Origin of the sequence: Citrobacter werkmanii, from assembly GCF_008693645.1 — a bacterium.
Taxonomy (GTDB): Bacteria; Pseudomonadota; Gammaproteobacteria; order Enterobacterales; family Enterobacteriaceae; genus Citrobacter; species Citrobacter werkmanii.
In genome coordinates this window covers 2,121,540-2,136,088 of record NZ_CP044101.1, presented here as the reverse complement: position 1 = coordinate 2,136,088, position 14,549 = coordinate 2,121,540, and the positions used below count along the sequence as shown (strand labels likewise).

Here is a 14,549-nt window from a genome sequence, read left to right as displayed (position 1 = left end):
AAAAAACAATTCCCGCTTATTTAAGCTCCAGATTGTTTGAAGTTTGTGTAAATGCACGTTTTTTTCAAAAAGTTGATTGACGCCGGGACGGTATTTCCCTAAATTAGCGCCCGTTCCGGTAGCGCAGGAACAACAATATGGTGAGGTGTCCGAGTGGCTGAAGGAGCACGCCTGGAAAGTGTGTATACGGCAACGTATCGGGGGTTCGAATCCCCCCCTCACCGCCATATTTTAAGAAGAGCTCGTACGCAAGTACGGGCTTTTTTTTCGCATATTGCACGCCTGCGGGGGGATGAAAAGCCCCGACCGGGTTCGACTGCTGGCGCAGCCAGCTGGACAGACCGGGAGCATCGCGAACGGGCTGCCCCGAAGGGGCGAGCAAAGCGAGTCAATCCCCCCCTCACCGCCATATTTTAAGAAGAGCTCGTACGCAAGTACGGGCTTTTTTTTCGCATATTGCACGCCTGCGGGGGGATGAAAAGCCCCGACCGGGTTCGACTGCTGGCGCAGCCAGCTGGACAGACCGGGAGCATCGCGAACGGGCTGCCCCGAAGGGGCGAGCAAAGCGAGTCAATCCCCCCCTCACCGCCATATTTTAAGAAGAGCTCGTACGCAAGTACGGGCTTTTTTTTCGCATATTGCACGCCCGTGGGGTTCGACTGCTGGCATAGTGAGAATTAAAAGAAACGGCCCCTCTCACCACTGGCAAGAGGGGCCGTTCGTTATAACCGGCTGTCGATTATGCGCCTACTGGCACATTATGCGCGGTATTTTGCAGCACCGGTCCGGTATATTTCTCGATCTGCAACTGTGACATCTGCCCGCAGTTCCCCTGCGCCAGGCTGGAGGAACCGACGTCAAAGGTCAGGCAGTTGACGTTACCGTTCTTACACAGCGAACCAGGCTGTGACGGATCGGCCGGGTCAAACCACGCTCCTTCGCTGATCCGCACCACCCCTTCACGGACGTTATCGGTAATCACTGCCCCAACCAGGATCTGCCCGCGATCGTTAAAGGCACGAACCAGATCGCCCGCACTAATGCCACGTGCGCTGGCATCCTTCGGATGGATCCAGATAGCCTCACGGTCGGCTACTGCATACTTCTTACGTAGCGGCGTGTTGTCGAGCTGAGAGTGTAGACGGTTAATCGGGTGACCGGTATTCAGCGACAGCGGGTATTTCGCTGCTTCCGGCCCGCGATACCACTCGTGAGGCGGCATCCAGGTCGGGATCGCTTTACAGTCCTCGTAGCCCATTTTGGCAATGGCATCAGAATAGATTTCGATTTTGCCGGACGGGGTACCCAGTGGATTAAGCAGCGGGTTCTCGCGGAAATCAGCAAAGCGTACCCACTGTTTATTCTCTTCCGGAATCGGGAAGCGGATATAGTTGTTGGACGCCCAGAACATATCAAACGGCGGCAGCGCCACGCGTGCGTTACGCGCCTGGGCTTTCATGTCGTCATACATGCCTTTTAACCATAACATCTCATCTTTACCTTCGGTAAAGGCGTCGTGTACGCCGAGGATCTCGGCAATACCGGCAAAGACATCAAAGTCATTTTTCGCTTCATGCTGCGGCGGCACACACTGACGTAGCGGGAAGACGTAGAGCTGCGAGTAGTCGCCGCCCATGTCCAAATCGTTACGTTCATAGGTCGTGGTAACCGGCAGCACGATATCGGCATGTTTCGCCGTTGCCGTCCAGTAAGGTTCGTTGACGACCACGGTCTCCGGGTTCTGCCAGGCTTTGACCAGGTTATTGGTATCCTGATGCTGGTGGAAGGTATTCCCCCCCGCCACGTAGACCATTTTAATATCCGGGTAGGTCACTTTCGTGCCGTTATAATCAATGGTCTTGCCAGGGTTCGCCAGCGCATCGGCAATACGCGCTACCGGGAACGGTGTAATGTCTTTTGCCGCCGGAGAGGTTGGGCTACCCGCCGAGATCCCGGCGAGAATGCCGCCGCGCGCGGTCGGACTACCGCCTGAAGAGTAGTGATAGCTAAAGCCGAAGCCGCCGCCAGGCAGACCAATCTGCCCCAGCATCGACGCAAGGGTCACCATCATCCAGTGCGCCTGCTCGCCGTGATGTTGGCGCTGAATGCCCCAGCCGCCCATGATCATGGTGCGGTGTTTTGCCATATCGCGCGCCAGCTGTTTGATCACCTCGGCGTCAACACCGCTGATGTCCGCCGCCCAATTGGCGTCTTTCACAATACCGTCGTCCTGACCGGTCAGATACGCTTCAAACTTATCGAAGCCGACGGTATAGGTTTTCAGGAAGTCAGCGTTATGCAGTTTTTCCACCAACAGCGTATGGGCAATCCCCGCCATCAGCGCGCAGTCGGTATAGCTGTGCGGGCCAATCCACTCGGCACCCAGCATGCGGGCGCTGTCGCTGTGCACCGGATCGATACAGATCATCCGGGTGCCTTTTTTCTTCAGCGCTTCAAAACCAGTCTGGCTGACGTGATCCGGCAGGTTCCAGCTGTTTTTAAGCGTGATCATAGGGTTACAGCCAATCATCACCACCAGCTCGGTGTTTTCAATGACGTTCGGCCATGCGGTCTGCTGCTCGTAAACCTCAACAGAGCCCACTACATGCGGCATAATTACCTGTGCGGCACCGGTCGAGTAGTCGCCGGAGTAGCCGACAAAACCGCCTGCCAGGTTCATCATGCGCTGCAGTAGCGTTCTTGGGTTGTGGAACATCCCCACGCTTTTCCAGCCATAAGAGCCCGCATAGATAGAGGACGGTCCGTGCTCTTTCTGCAGACGGCTGATTTCACCGGCCACCAGATGCAGCGCCTTATCCCAGCTCACGCGCACCCACTCATCGCGGCCACGCAGCTCTGGTTTACAGTCTTTCGCGCCGCCTTCCAGCCAGCTTTTACGCACCATCGGGTACTTGATGCGGTTTTCGGCATACACCTGATAAGGTGCCATGGTAATCAGTTCGTTCGGATACGGATCGTCTTTCACCGGACGAACGTCAACCATTTTGCCATCGCGGACAATCGCTTCAAACGCGCCCCAGTGGGCACCGGTCAGAATGCCGCTTTCCGCTTGGCGTAACGCTACAAACTGCGGCAGCGCCTGGCTTATCGCTTCGGCCAGCGCCGAGCGTGGCCACATTCCCGCCAGCAGCGGCGCCGCCATTAAAGCTCCGGCACCAGCCAGAAAACGGCGACGAGTCAGATTCATACCTGCTTCCTGGCTCTGCTGCGCCATGTCATGGTCATTATTCTTTTTCATCATGGCTCCTTATTTTTTGTCCTGATCGGCTGCTGCGGGCATGTCGCTCGCGTGTTTTTGTACGTACTGGGTCAGAAGACGAACCTGTTCCTGCGTCAGCGACGTACGACCGGACATGCCTTTAACCACCCCAATCCACTGGTTGGCGTTAAAGCGATTCAACTCGGTAAGACCGTGGCAACCGGTACAGTTGTTAGCCATGAGTTCGGAGGCGTAACTCCAGATTTTTTGTTGATCGCCAATCAGACTTTTCGCCGGCAGCCAGACCTGCAGATCGACTTCATGCCAGACCTGTTTCGTCTCTTCATCGGTTACCGTGCTGTTCACTTTCAACGCTTTACGCGCTTCCTCACCCAGCAGGGCGCTCATGATGCGTTTACCACGCGCGGCGTAGAACGCCTCGGTGACGCCATCCTGCTGCCAACCTTTGACGTCAGCCAGTACCATATCACCGTCACGTTTCACTACCTGCACTTCGGTGGAAGCCATCAGGTTACCGTCGTTATGATCGGTTGTTTTCTCACTAAGCCAGAACGGTTGGGTTTGAATGGTGTACAACGTGGTCGCCGTTGCCGGCGTTTTCGCTGCCGCATTCGCCAGTTCGCTCGCCCCTGCTGCCGCCAGGCCACTCATGTTCGGTAGAATGTGCGCGACGCCTTTATGACAATCGATACAGGTTTGGCCCTCTTTGATCGCCACCGGGTGCTGCTTACGGGCTTCAGGCGTTTGCGCCAGTATATCCATCGCTTTGTAGTCGTGGCAGGAACGACAGGTTGCCGAGTCGTTCTTCTTCAACCCATCCCAGACGCTCTGGGCCATCGCGAGCTTATGCGCCTCGTATTTTTCTGGGGTATCGATTTTGCCGGTCATTTCACCCCAGACATCTTTCAGGGCGCCAATTTTGGTCAGCATATAATCGATCGGTTGGTGGGGAACGTGGCAATCGGCACACTCGGCGCGAATACCTTTATTGTTCTGGAAATGCACACTGCCCTGATATTCCGCCAGAGGTTGTTGCATGGTATGACACGACACGCAGAATTCAGTGTCGCTGGTTTTATGCATGATAGTTGCCGTACCCGCCAGCAGCACGACACCAATAATGATCCCAACCAGCAGGGCGATAAATATAATTTTTCGCCTACCTGAACGTTCCAGTGAAAGTTTTCTCATCTTATTATTTAACCCTTTTCCTAAAATAAAGACGCAATAGTCCTTGCCACATGACAATCGCTATATAAAAATATTTATAGCGATTACCGTCATCTTCTACTCCAACAATGCTTATGGAAGTTTGATTCTGCGGGCTAATCATCAGAGGTTGATTAGCCGATAATTTCAGCGTGGTATCACATTGCAAATCGAACAAACCTTCGCGCAAATGTTGATATATTTTGATTATTTCAGTGTAGCGATTTGTTCTTTTTTCGCGCGGTCGATACTACGAATAATGATCTCTCGTTGGCTATCGTCCGGCGGTAACAGTTTCAGCATCAGTTGCCATGCTGCTATCGCTTTATCATATTGTTGATGCTCAAAGGCGTTAAACGCCACAAGGCTGAGTACCCGTACATCGTTATGGTTATTTTTAAGCAACGTATCAAGCAACTGCTGGGCTTCACGGCTATCATTCGGATCCGTAGAGTGCAGCAATGCTTCGGTATAGCCCAGTTGCGCATCCGCATTTCCCGGCGCCAACTGTCGCGCTTTATCAAACGCCTGTAACGCAGCCCCGGGGTTATTCAGCACCAGTTGTAGCCTACCGAGCATCGTCCAGCTTAGCTGGTCTGCCGGATATTGCTGCAGACGAGTACGTAGCCCCAGCGCCAGGCGAAACAGCTCTTCTTCCGACAGCGGTTTCCCCTGGGGATCCATCACGCGCTGCATCAGTTGCGGCGTTTGCTGCACGACCTGCTGCCACTCAATTACACGGGGGACGTAACTCGTTCGGACGAATACCCCTACGCATAAAGAGGTTAGTATAATAACCCCGAGAATATACACCCAATAGCTACTATTTTTGTTATCCGTTTTTGGCGACTCAGGCAAATCTTCCAATAAATTCAAGCGTAAATCTTCAACCAACTGCTGTTGCTGAGCCGCATTTACCGGAGAAATGTCTTCATCAAGCTCCTGAAGACGCGCACGAAAAATCATATGATTCATCGTATTACGATCAACGCGCTGTCTGCCTGACCAGGGAATAAACAGCAGTGCCGCCGTCCCCAGCAGTAAAATCATCATGATAAGAAAAGCGACGATCATTTCAGGGTCCTTTTGTTTTCATCGAGAAGCGCTTGCAAACGCGCCTGCTCATGCGGACTAAGTTCCGTTTCCCGCGCTGCCCGCGGGCGACGGCTTAAACGGAAAATAACCAGCGCGCCGCCCAGTACAAAACAGGCGGGCAGCAGCCAGAGGATCAGCGTCGCCAACGTTACCGGCGGCTCATAGGTGACGAAGTTACCGTAGCGCGCCACCATATAATCGGTAATTTGCTGATTGCTTTGCCCCTCCTCCATCAGTTGCCAGACTTTTTTACGCATATCGGCGGCAATCATCGAATTGGAGTCGGCAATACTGTTGTTTTGGCATTTCGGGCAGCGCAGTTGCGCGGTCAGTTGGCGGAACTGTTGCTCCTGAGCCTCATTTTTAAACGGATAAGTGTCAATCGCCGCCAGCGCCTGAAACGATAGCAGCGCCGTCAGCAACGTCATTAGCAAAAATCTCACGCGCTGCCCTCCCGACTGTATTTATTCCACAACGGCAGGATTTCCTGCTGCCATACCTGTTCGTTCAGATCGCCTGCATGGCGGTAGCGAATAATGCCTTTGCCGTCGATAAGGAAGGTTTCCGGCGCACCGTAGACACCGAGATCCAATCCCAGCATACCGTCACCATCAAACACCCCCTGCGCGTACGGATTACCCAGCTCCTGCAGCCAGTCCAGCGCCTTCTGGCGATCGTCTTTATAGTTAATGCCCACGATGCGAATACCCTGCGCCGCGAGGGAACGCAGGTATTGGTGCTCCGCGCGGCAAGTTGGACACCAGGTCGCCCAGACGTTAAGCAGCACCGGCTTACCATTGATAATACTGGACGCGTCCAGCATCATGTCAGGCTTCTCCAGCGACGCCAGATGAAACGCGGGGAGCGGTTTGCCAACCAGCGCCGACTCCAGCGCCGTCGGGTCATCGCCGTCGCTATTGCGCAGCAGTTGCCACATCAGCGCCGCCACCAGAACCAGAAAGATAACCAGCGGCAGATAAAGGACTTTGCGGTTCATTGTGCGTTCTCCGGCAGCGATTTACGTAAGCGGTAGCGCGGGTCCAGAATGCACATTACGCCACCAAGCGCCATTAACATTCCGCCAAACCAGATCCAGCGAACAAACGGTTTGTAGTACAGGCGCACCGCCCAACTGCCGTCATCCAGTTCTTCACCCAGCGCGGCATACAGATCGCGCACCAACCCGCCGTCGATGGCGGCTTCGGTCATCTCCATCCGGCTGCTGCTGTAGACGCGTTTTTCTGCCCGCAGCGTGCTGATATGCCGCCCGTCCTGCGAGACGTCAATCACCGCTTCACCGCCAAAATAGTTCGGACCTGTAATGTCCTGAACGTCGCGGAAGACAAAGTGATATTGATGAATATCGACGCTATCGCCCGGCTTCATACGCACATCGCGCTCAATGCTATAGTTCTGGCTAAAGGCGATGCCAATCACCGTCACCACCAGCCCGACATGCCCAGCCACCATCCCCCAGTGGCTGCGCCCCAGGCGAGTTAGCCCGCGCCAGAAGGTATGGCGATCGGTAGCGCGTTCCACTACCTCCATCACTGTCAGAACCAACGCCCACAGCGACATCAGCAGGCCAAGCACGGTCATCGCCTTAATACGGTCCTGCATCAGCCACGGCAGCACCACGGCCAGCACAATCGACACCAGCGCCGCAACCAGCAGCCGCTTACGCAGCTTATGCAATTCATCGCGCCGCCAGCGCACCAGCGGCCCAATCCCCAACAGTAGCGAGAAGGGAATCATCAGCACGATAAACAGCGAATTAAAGAATGGTTCACCAATTGAGATACTACCCAGCCCCAATAATTTATGAATCAGCGGCAGTAATGTACCCAACAGCACCACCAGCATCGCAGCGATCAGCAGAACGTTATTACCCAGCAGCAGAGACTCACGCGACCACAGCTCATGGCGTACCCGAGAGCGCACCTTCCCGCCTTTAATGGCAAATAGCAGCAGCGAACCGCCGATGGTGATCACCAGCAGCGCCAAAATAAACAGGCCGCGCGTCGGATCGGAGGCGAATGAGTGTACAGAGATGAGCACCCCGGAACGCACCAGGAAGGTGCCGAGCAGGCAGAGCGAGAAGGCGAGGATTGCCAGCAGCACGGTCCAGGACTTGAAGCTACCCCGCTTCTCCGTTACTGACAGTGAGTGAATCAGCGCCGTGCCAGCCAGCCACGGCATCAGCGAGGCGTTTTCGACCGGATCCCAGAACCACCAACCGCCCCAGCCCAGCTCGTAGTATGCCCAGGCAGAACCCAACACGATGCCCACCGTCAGGAAGCTCCACGCCGCCAGCGTCCACGGACGCGACCAGCGCGCCCAGGCGCTGTCCAGACGTCCGGTCATTAACGAGGCGATGGCAAAAGCAAAGGCGACGGAAAAACCCACGTACCCCATGTACAGCATCGGTGGATGAAAAATCAGTCCAATATCCTGCAGCATCGGATTCAGATCGCGGCCTTCGATCGGAAAGTCCGGCAGCGTGCGAACAAACGGGTTCGAGGTCAGCAGGATGAACACCAGGAAGCAGAAGGAGATCATCCCCATCACCGCCAGCACGCGGGAAGATGCTTCCAGGGGAATGTTGCGGCTCAGCGCCGCCACGGCAAAGGTCCAGCCGCTCATCAGTAGCACCCACAGCAGCAGCGACCCTTCGTGCGCCCCCCAGGTAGCCGCCACGCGATACCATACTGGCAGCAGCGTATTCGAGTTGCTGGCGACATACTGAACGGTGAAATCATTCACCACAAAAGCATAAACCAGTATCAGGAATGACCCGAGGATCGCCGCAAACATGGCGAACGACAGCGGTTTCGCCAGCGCCATCATCCGCGTATCCTGGCGCATCGCGCCCCAGGTCGGATACAGCCCGAGCAGGCAGGAAATACCCAGCGCCAGGCACAGCAGAAAATGCCCAATTTCAGGGATCATTGCGCGGCTCCTTGTTGATTCCCGGCAGGGTGATGATTTTCATCCATCGCCTCTTTAATCTCCGGAGGGGTATAGTTTTCATCATGTTTCGCCAGCACCTCTTTGGCGCGAATATGGGTACCGTCTTGCAGTGTTCCTTGTGCCACCACTCCCTGCCCTTCTCTGAACAGCGCTGGCAGGATCCCCGTATAGCTCACCTCTACCACGCCGCGCGCATCGTAGAGCTTAAAGGTCACGTCCAGCGTTTTATCGTCACGCTTCACGCTGCCGGGCATCACCATGCCGCCAATGCGCAGGCGCTGTCCCGGTTCCGGCTTCTGGCCATTTTCCCGCTTGCCGTAAATGATTTCCCCCGGCGTATAGAAGAGATCGATATTGGCGCTGAGCGCATACATCACCAGTCCGACCGTCAGCGCCAGTCCTCCCAACACGCTACAGGCAAGCCAGAGTCGTACCTTACGCCGCGGATTCACAACGCCTCTCCTTTTTTACGCGCCGCCTGCATCCGGCGCTCGCGCGCCATTTGACGCTGTACGTCAGCCAGCAGCGCCCTGCGCTGCCAGCAGGCATGCCAGACCACAACCAGCAGCGAGAGCGCCGTCACGGCAACCGCCAGCCAGACATAAAAGGCGTAGCCGCCCATCTGCCAGAAATCACTCCAGGAGTGGAAAGCGCTGGTCATGGATTAACCTCGCTCTTGCGCCCGGAAACCAGCTGCGCCACCCATGGGCGACGACGTTCCTGCAGCAGAATCAAATTACGCATACGCATTAATGTCAGAGTAATAAAAAGGAATAAGAAGCCGAAAATCGTTAAACGCAACGGCATACGCATAGATGGATCGATGGTTTTCTGCATATTGGTCGACCCCTGATGCAGGGTGTTCCACCATTCAACGGAAAAATGAATAATCGGCAAATTGACTACCCCGACCAGAACGAGGATCCCGGCGGCGCGCCCGGCCAGGCGGCGGTCGTCAAAGGCGTGATACAAGCCAATCACGCCGACATATAAGAACAGCAGCACCAGCTCGGAGGTCAGACGCGCATCCCACACCCACCAGGTTCCCCACATTGGTTTGCCCCAGGCCGAACCGGTGACCAGCGCGATGAAGGTATAGACAGCGCCGGGAAGCGCCATCGCAATCACCGCGTTGTCCGCCATTTTCATTTGCCAAATCAGGCCCACAAAGGCGGTCACCGCCATCGAGCCATAAATCCCCATCGACCAGATAGCCGCGGGCACATGCAGATACATGATGCGATAGCTTTCGCCCTGCTGATAATCCGCTGGGGCGTAGACAAAGCCCCAGATGCAGCCCACCACCAGAAACAGCGCGCTCAGGAGTGCCATTGCCGGAATAAATCGCCCGCAGACCTTATACAACCGCTCTGGAATGGCGAGTTGGTGTAACGCTTTCCACATTTTTTCTTTGCCTCATATTCCCGGAGATGACGGAAGTTATTGCACGCTGATTCGTAACGCTGCCGCAGTGGCGAACGGACTTAAGGTGGCGCTTCCTGCCAGGAAGGCCCCGAGAATCGCCAGATAGCCGTCAACCGGCAGCAGCATCTGCGCCGCGCCCACGGCGGCGGTTGCAAAAATTAATAAAGGGATCATCAGCGGCAGCACCAGCAGGCTGAGCAATACGCCGCCGCGCCGCAATCCGACGGTCAGCCCGACGCCAATCGCGCCAATAAAACTGAGCGTGGGCGTACCCAACAATAGCGTAAGCGCCAGCACTTGCCACTCCGCAACGGAGAGGCCGAACAGCGTGGCGATAAGCGGCGAAATGATTAACAGCGGTAGCCCGGAAACCACCCAGTGCGCGGCGACTTTCGCCAGCACCACCAGCGAAAGCGGGACTGGCATTAGCATCATCTGCTGCAACGAACCGTCCAGCCAGTCATCACGAAACAGCCGATCCATTGCCAGCAGCGAGGAGAGTAGCGCTGCTACCCAGACGATGCCGGGGGCAATTTGCCGCAGCAACTGCGGCTCCGGGCCAATACTGAGTGGAAACAGCGTGACGATAATCATGAAAAACCACAGCGGGTTGATAATTTCGGCACAGTTACGAAAGGCAAGACGCAGGTCGCGCCAGAAAATCTGCGTGATCATGCCATAGCCGCCTCATACTCATTGAGCGTAATCGTGCGCAACGGGACGCAGAGAGGCCGTAAAGGTTGATGGGTTGTCAGAATAACTGCGCCGCCATGGACGACATGCTGCTCCAGTCGTGTGGTCAGTTTTTGCACGCCAGCCACGTCCAGCGCAGTAAAAGGTTCATCTAAAATCCAGAACATTGCGCGGCTGAGCCACAGCCTGGCCAGCGCTACGCGCCGCTGCTGCCCGGCAGAAAGCTGAGCCACAGCCACATCTTCAAAACCGACCAGTCCGACCTGCTCCAGCGCTTGCCAGCGCGTCTCAAGCGACGCCTGCGGGTGATAAAAACGCAAATTTTCCTCCGCCGTCAGCCCCCCTTTTACGCCAACCTGATGGCCAAGCCACAACAGTTGACGATGCCAGTCGTCACGCATCCGATGCAGCGGTTTTCCCTGCCACAAAATCTGCCCTTCGCTCGGCGTTGATAATCCGGTTAGTAGCTGTAATAAAGAGGTTTTTCCTGCCCCATTAGGCCCCGATATTTGGACAACTTCGCCGGGTTGAATAGAACATGATAGGCGGCAAAAGAGCAGACGTTCATCCCGCAGGCACGCAATATTTTTTAATTCAAGCATTAGAAGGCGGATCCAGTTCGGGAGCGCAGCGTATTCAAGGATCTACAGTATAGCGAAAGTATGCGTTTCAGTTTGCCAAATATGTTAAAAAATATAAAACGCTCATGATCTGGAACATTATCGTAATATTTATCTCATCACGAATGTTTCATGATTATTAATAATAACTCGCCAATTAAGCGATAGCCGCCATTTTTTCGCCAGTCATCAACCATGCCAACCCACCCGCACCCTACAAGTGTACAATTAACAGACATAAATGCTGCATATGCATTTTTAATATTAAAACTTAGGAAGGACAGTGCTGATATTAATCTTTTCTCTCCCTGGTTGTATGCTACGTTAATACACTTTCAAAAAGCAGGGACAATAAAATGAGTGTTATTTATGTTGTTGTTTTAACCTATATAAAACCGTTGAATGACGTTGATAGCCTACTTCCTGCCCACGTGGATTGGCTGCAAAAAGGCTATGCGGAAGGTTTATTCCTGGCATCAGGCCGCAAAATTCCACGTTCCGGTGGTGTGATATTGGCAAAATGTGATGACGATGAGAAATTAGAACACTATCTGAGTCAGGATCCCTTCCAGCAGGCTGGCGTCGCGAAAGTTGAGTTGATCCCATTTGAAGCGACCATGACGACTGCCGCCTTAAAAGATATTCTGTAATACCGCAAAAACAAAGCCCGGTTTCCCGGGCCTTGAAGACGGCGTACTCATCAGTTGTAAGCGTTGAGCGTTCGCTGACAGAGCGCCGAGCGAACGCAATCATCTTTATTGAAACGAACGATCCCAACCATTTCATCTTCTTCGAAACGGGCCAGCGCATCGCTTAGCCCTGAGCGAACGTGGGCGGGTAGATCGCACTGGGTTACATCCCCATTCACAATCACCGTCACATTTTCCCCGAGGCGAGTCAAAAACATCTTCATTTGCGCAGCAGTAACATTCTGAGCCTCGTCAAGAATGACCACGGCATTTTCAAATGTTCGTCCACGCATATAGGCGAACGGCGCGATTTCCACCTTACCAATCTCAGGTCGCAGGCAATATTGCATAAAGGAGGCTCCCAGACGTTTCACCAGCACGTCATACACCGGGCGGAAATAGGGAGCGAACTTCTCGGAAACATCTCCAGGTAAGAAGCCTAGATCTTCATCAGCTTGCAGAACCGGACGGGTTACAATAATCCTGTCCACATCTTTGTGGATCAGCGCCTCTGCTGCTTTTGCCGCGCTGATCCAGGTTTTACCACACCCGGCTTCACCGGTGGCGAAGATCAGCTGTTTACTCTCGATAGCATTCAGGTAGTGCGCCTGAGCCTCATTTCGCGCCGTGATTGGCGTGGCATCGCGACTATCACGCGCCATTCCGATCGCTTCTACGCCGCCCATCTGCACAAGCGAGGTGACCGATTCATCTTCACGTTGCTTATGGCTACGCGAGTCCCGCCTCAGCACCCGTTTTGCTTCGCGACGAGCTTTGATCACTGCTTTTTGTCTTCCCATGGATAGCACCTTGAGTTGTAGGTATACATCACACGCGCCGTTAGCGGCACGATTATGCGCACGAACATCTGAGGGTTGGCTTCCTTGTAAGCCATTGCTTGCTTTTGGATAAGACGCCACCCACGGCTACGCGCACCGTACAGGGCGTCAGTTACAAGGATAAAAAGTGAAAGGGGGAGAGATTTAGCGGTGACGAAGTGGCTACCGGAAGAGAAACGTCCGCGTAAGGTACTGCTGTTACTGTGAAAAACGTGTCCAGTACAGGACTTTTCCATTCGCGATCTCCATAGTGAACAACTATCACCGCCGGGAACTACCGCTGTTACTTATAAGTACATCATAATCTTTCGCTAATGCAACAATATTTTTACTTGCCATTAACTTGATTTTGACTTGTCGCTACAGACAGTCTCTTGCAGAAAGATGACAAAATTATTTCATTCACAGACCGATCATAAAAAATAATTCGTTCATTCATGAAGATGTCAGTAAAAGCCCCGCCGCGCTGCGGGGCATAGATATCAAGCTTCGAGCAGACTCTGTCCGAGATAATGATCTGCGGTTTTGACACCCGGCAACGCAAAGAAGTAACCGCCACCAATTGGTTTGACATACTCCTCAAGCGCTTCACCGTTCAGGCGTTTCTGCACTGTCAGAAAACCTTTTTCCAGATCGTGCTGATAGCAGACGAACAACAGTCCCATATCAAGTTGACCGGAATTGGTCACGCCGAGCGAATAACTATAACCGCGACGCATCATCAGGCTGGACTCGGTCTCCTTCGTACGCGGGTTTGCCAGACGGATATGGCTGTCGAGCGCAATCACCTCACCTTCTGGATCGCTGGCATAGTCAGGCACATCGTGCTCATGCTGCATACCCAGCGGCGCACCGGTGTGTTTATCGCGACCAAAAATCGTTTGCTGTTCTTTCAGCGGCGTGCGATCCCAAAACTCCACGCGGAACTGAATGAGCCGCACGGCCTGATAGCTGCCGCCTTGCGCCCATGCAGGTTCGCCCTGCCCGTCCGTAACCCACACCACGTTTTGCATCAGCTTCGCATCTGTAGCGTCCGGGTTCGCGGTACCGTCCTTAAAGCCAAGTAAGTTGACCGGAGTCTCTTTCCCTTTACTGCGCGCGGCGTGATCGGAAATAAATCCTTCACGTTTCCAGCGAACGCTGAGCAGATCGGGCGTATGTTTGATGATATCGCGCAGCGCGTGGATGACGGTGTCCTGTGTGTTGGCGCAAATCTGCAACAGCAGATCGCCATGGCACAGCGCTGCATCCAGAGAATCATTCGGGAAGCGCGTCATTTTTTGCAGCTTTTTCGGCATCTGCGGTGTCAGACCATAGCGCTCGTCAAACAGCGAGGATCCGACCGACAACGTGATCGTCAAATTGTCTGGTGCGATGTATGCGCCAAGGATACCGGAATCCATCGGCGGTAACCGCGGATTCGGCGTATCCGGCGCAGGCCCACCGGTAGTCAGAAACGCAAAACGACGGGTTAGCAACCGGAACAGACGTTCAAGATCGGCCTTATCGCTGGCGAGAACATCGAACGCCACCAGCATCATGGATGCCTGCTGCGGCGTCAGGATCCCCGCCTGATGTTGGCCATAAAACGGCTGCACTTCACTGCGCGCATCAGGAGACAACGTTCCCGGCGCGCTTTGCGGTTTTTGCGCATGGGCAACCGGGCATCCGCCGGCCAACGCCAGCGCGCCGCCCAAAGCGCCCATCCCTTTCAACAAACGTCGGCGTGACGGTTCGCTCACGCCGTTTTCATTATCTTGCTGCATAG

The 14,549-nt window shown here is 54.5% G+C and carries 15 protein-coding genes, 1 tRNA gene and 2 other RNA genes; 4 read left to right on the top strand and 14 right to left on the bottom strand.

The genetic code is table 11. The features are described 5' to 3' along the window. The first annotated feature begins 139 nt into the window (after positions 1-139). From FOB24_RS10790 to FOB24_RS24695, 3 genes are all read left to right on the top strand, one after another. Positions 140-227: transfer RNA gene (locus tag FOB24_RS10790), tRNA-Ser, on the top strand. Positions 228-271: 44 nt separating this feature from the next. After that, positions 272-409: non-coding RNA, RtT sRNA (locus tag FOB24_RS24700), on the top strand. A 44-nt stretch (positions 410-453) separates the two neighbouring features. After that, positions 454-591: non-coding RNA, RtT sRNA (locus FOB24_RS24695), on the top strand. A gap of 148 nt (positions 592-739) precedes the next feature. On the opposite strand, the gene torA is transcribed toward FOB24_RS24695, so the two are convergent. From torA to ccmA, 11 genes are all read right to left on the bottom strand, one after another. Further along, on the bottom strand, positions 740-3,259 hold the full coding sequence (torA, locus tag FOB24_RS10780; protein ID WP_087856998.1) for a trimethylamine-N-oxide reductase TorA: 2,520 nt from the start codon (positions 3,257-3,259) through the stop codon (positions 740-742). Between the two features lie 9 nt (positions 3,260-3,268). Next, complete coding sequence (locus tag FOB24_RS10775; RefSeq protein ID WP_069323301.1) at positions 3,269-4,432, bottom strand: NapC/NirT family cytochrome c; 1,164 nt, start codon at positions 4,430-4,432, stop codon at positions 3,269-3,271. A 225-nt stretch (positions 4,433-4,657) separates the two neighbouring features. Beyond that, on the bottom strand, positions 4,658-5,524 hold the full coding sequence (gene ccmI / locus FOB24_RS10770) for a c-type cytochrome biogenesis protein CcmI (RefSeq protein WP_150344891.1): 867 nt from the start codon (positions 5,522-5,524) through the stop codon (positions 4,658-4,660). Continuing rightward, on the bottom strand, positions 5,521-5,988 hold the full coding sequence (locus FOB24_RS10765) for a cytochrome c-type biogenesis protein (protein ID WP_077223854.1): 468 nt from the start codon (positions 5,986-5,988) through the stop codon (positions 5,521-5,523). The genes ccmI and FOB24_RS10765 overlap by 4 nt, the downstream gene beginning before the upstream one ends. Beyond that, positions 5,985-6,542 carry a DsbE family thiol:disulfide interchange protein gene (locus FOB24_RS10760; protein WP_038639592.1) on the bottom strand — a complete coding sequence of 186 codons (558 nt, stop codon included), beginning with the start codon at positions 6,540-6,542 and terminating at the stop codon, positions 5,985-5,987. The genes FOB24_RS10765 and FOB24_RS10760 overlap by 4 nt, the downstream gene beginning before the upstream one ends. Continuing rightward, positions 6,539-8,494 (bottom strand): heme lyase CcmF/NrfE family subunit, encoded by a 1,956-nt coding sequence (locus FOB24_RS10755; protein ID WP_150344890.1) that lies wholly within the window; start codon positions 8,492-8,494, stop codon positions 6,539-6,541. The genes FOB24_RS10760 and FOB24_RS10755 overlap by 4 nt, the downstream gene beginning before the upstream one ends. After that, on the bottom strand, positions 8,491-8,967 hold the full coding sequence (gene ccmE, locus FOB24_RS10750; protein WP_042309391.1) for a cytochrome c maturation protein CcmE: 477 nt from the start codon (positions 8,965-8,967) through the stop codon (positions 8,491-8,493). Before ccmE ends, FOB24_RS10755 begins: the two co-directional genes overlap by 4 nt. Beyond that, complete coding sequence (gene ccmD, locus FOB24_RS10745) at positions 8,964-9,176, bottom strand: heme exporter protein CcmD (RefSeq protein ID WP_085048543.1); 213 nt, start codon at positions 9,174-9,176, stop codon at positions 8,964-8,966. The genes ccmE and ccmD overlap by 4 nt, the downstream gene beginning before the upstream one ends. Further along, positions 9,173-9,919 carry a heme ABC transporter permease gene (locus FOB24_RS10740; RefSeq protein ID WP_087856994.1) on the bottom strand — a complete coding sequence of 249 codons (747 nt, stop codon included), beginning with the start codon at positions 9,917-9,919 and terminating at the stop codon, positions 9,173-9,175. Before FOB24_RS10740 ends, ccmD begins: the two co-directional genes overlap by 4 nt. Positions 9,920-9,955: 36 nt before the next feature. Further along, entirely contained in the window at positions 9,956-10,615 is a 660-nt protein-coding gene (gene ccmB / locus FOB24_RS10735; RefSeq protein WP_121528866.1) for a heme exporter protein CcmB, read from the bottom strand. Next, positions 10,612-11,235 carry a cytochrome c biogenesis heme-transporting ATPase CcmA gene (gene ccmA / locus FOB24_RS10730; RefSeq protein WP_121528865.1) on the bottom strand — a complete coding sequence of 208 codons (624 nt, stop codon included), beginning with the start codon at positions 11,233-11,235 and terminating at the stop codon, positions 10,612-10,614. The genes ccmB and ccmA overlap by 4 nt, the downstream gene beginning before the upstream one ends. Before the next feature lie 374 nt (positions 11,236-11,609). Between ccmA and FOB24_RS10725 the strand changes: the two genes are divergently transcribed. After that, entirely contained in the window at positions 11,610-11,903 is a 294-nt protein-coding gene (locus tag FOB24_RS10725) for a YciI family protein (protein WP_121528864.1), read from the top strand. Between the two features lie 50 nt (positions 11,904-11,953). Here FOB24_RS10725 and phoH read toward each other — a convergent pair whose 3' ends face one another. The 3 genes from phoH to efeB all read right to left on the bottom strand — a co-directional run bounded on the left by phoH (position 11,954) and on the right by efeB (position 14,547). Continuing rightward, on the bottom strand, positions 11,954-12,742 hold the full coding sequence (gene phoH / locus FOB24_RS10720; RefSeq protein ID WP_006685183.1) for a phosphate starvation-inducible protein PhoH: 789 nt from the start codon (positions 12,740-12,742) through the stop codon (positions 11,954-11,956). Then, positions 12,721-13,017, bottom strand: a complete 297-nt coding sequence (locus FOB24_RS24280; protein ID WP_170973269.1) for a hypothetical protein — start codon at positions 13,015-13,017, stop codon at positions 12,721-12,723. The genes phoH and FOB24_RS24280 overlap by 22 nt, the downstream gene beginning before the upstream one ends. A 246-nt stretch (positions 13,018-13,263) precedes the next feature. Continuing rightward, complete coding sequence (gene efeB, locus FOB24_RS10715; protein ID WP_087856992.1) at positions 13,264-14,547, bottom strand: iron uptake transporter deferrochelatase/peroxidase subunit; 1,284 nt, start codon at positions 14,545-14,547, stop codon at positions 13,264-13,266. Positions 14,548-14,549: the final 2 nt, after the last annotated feature.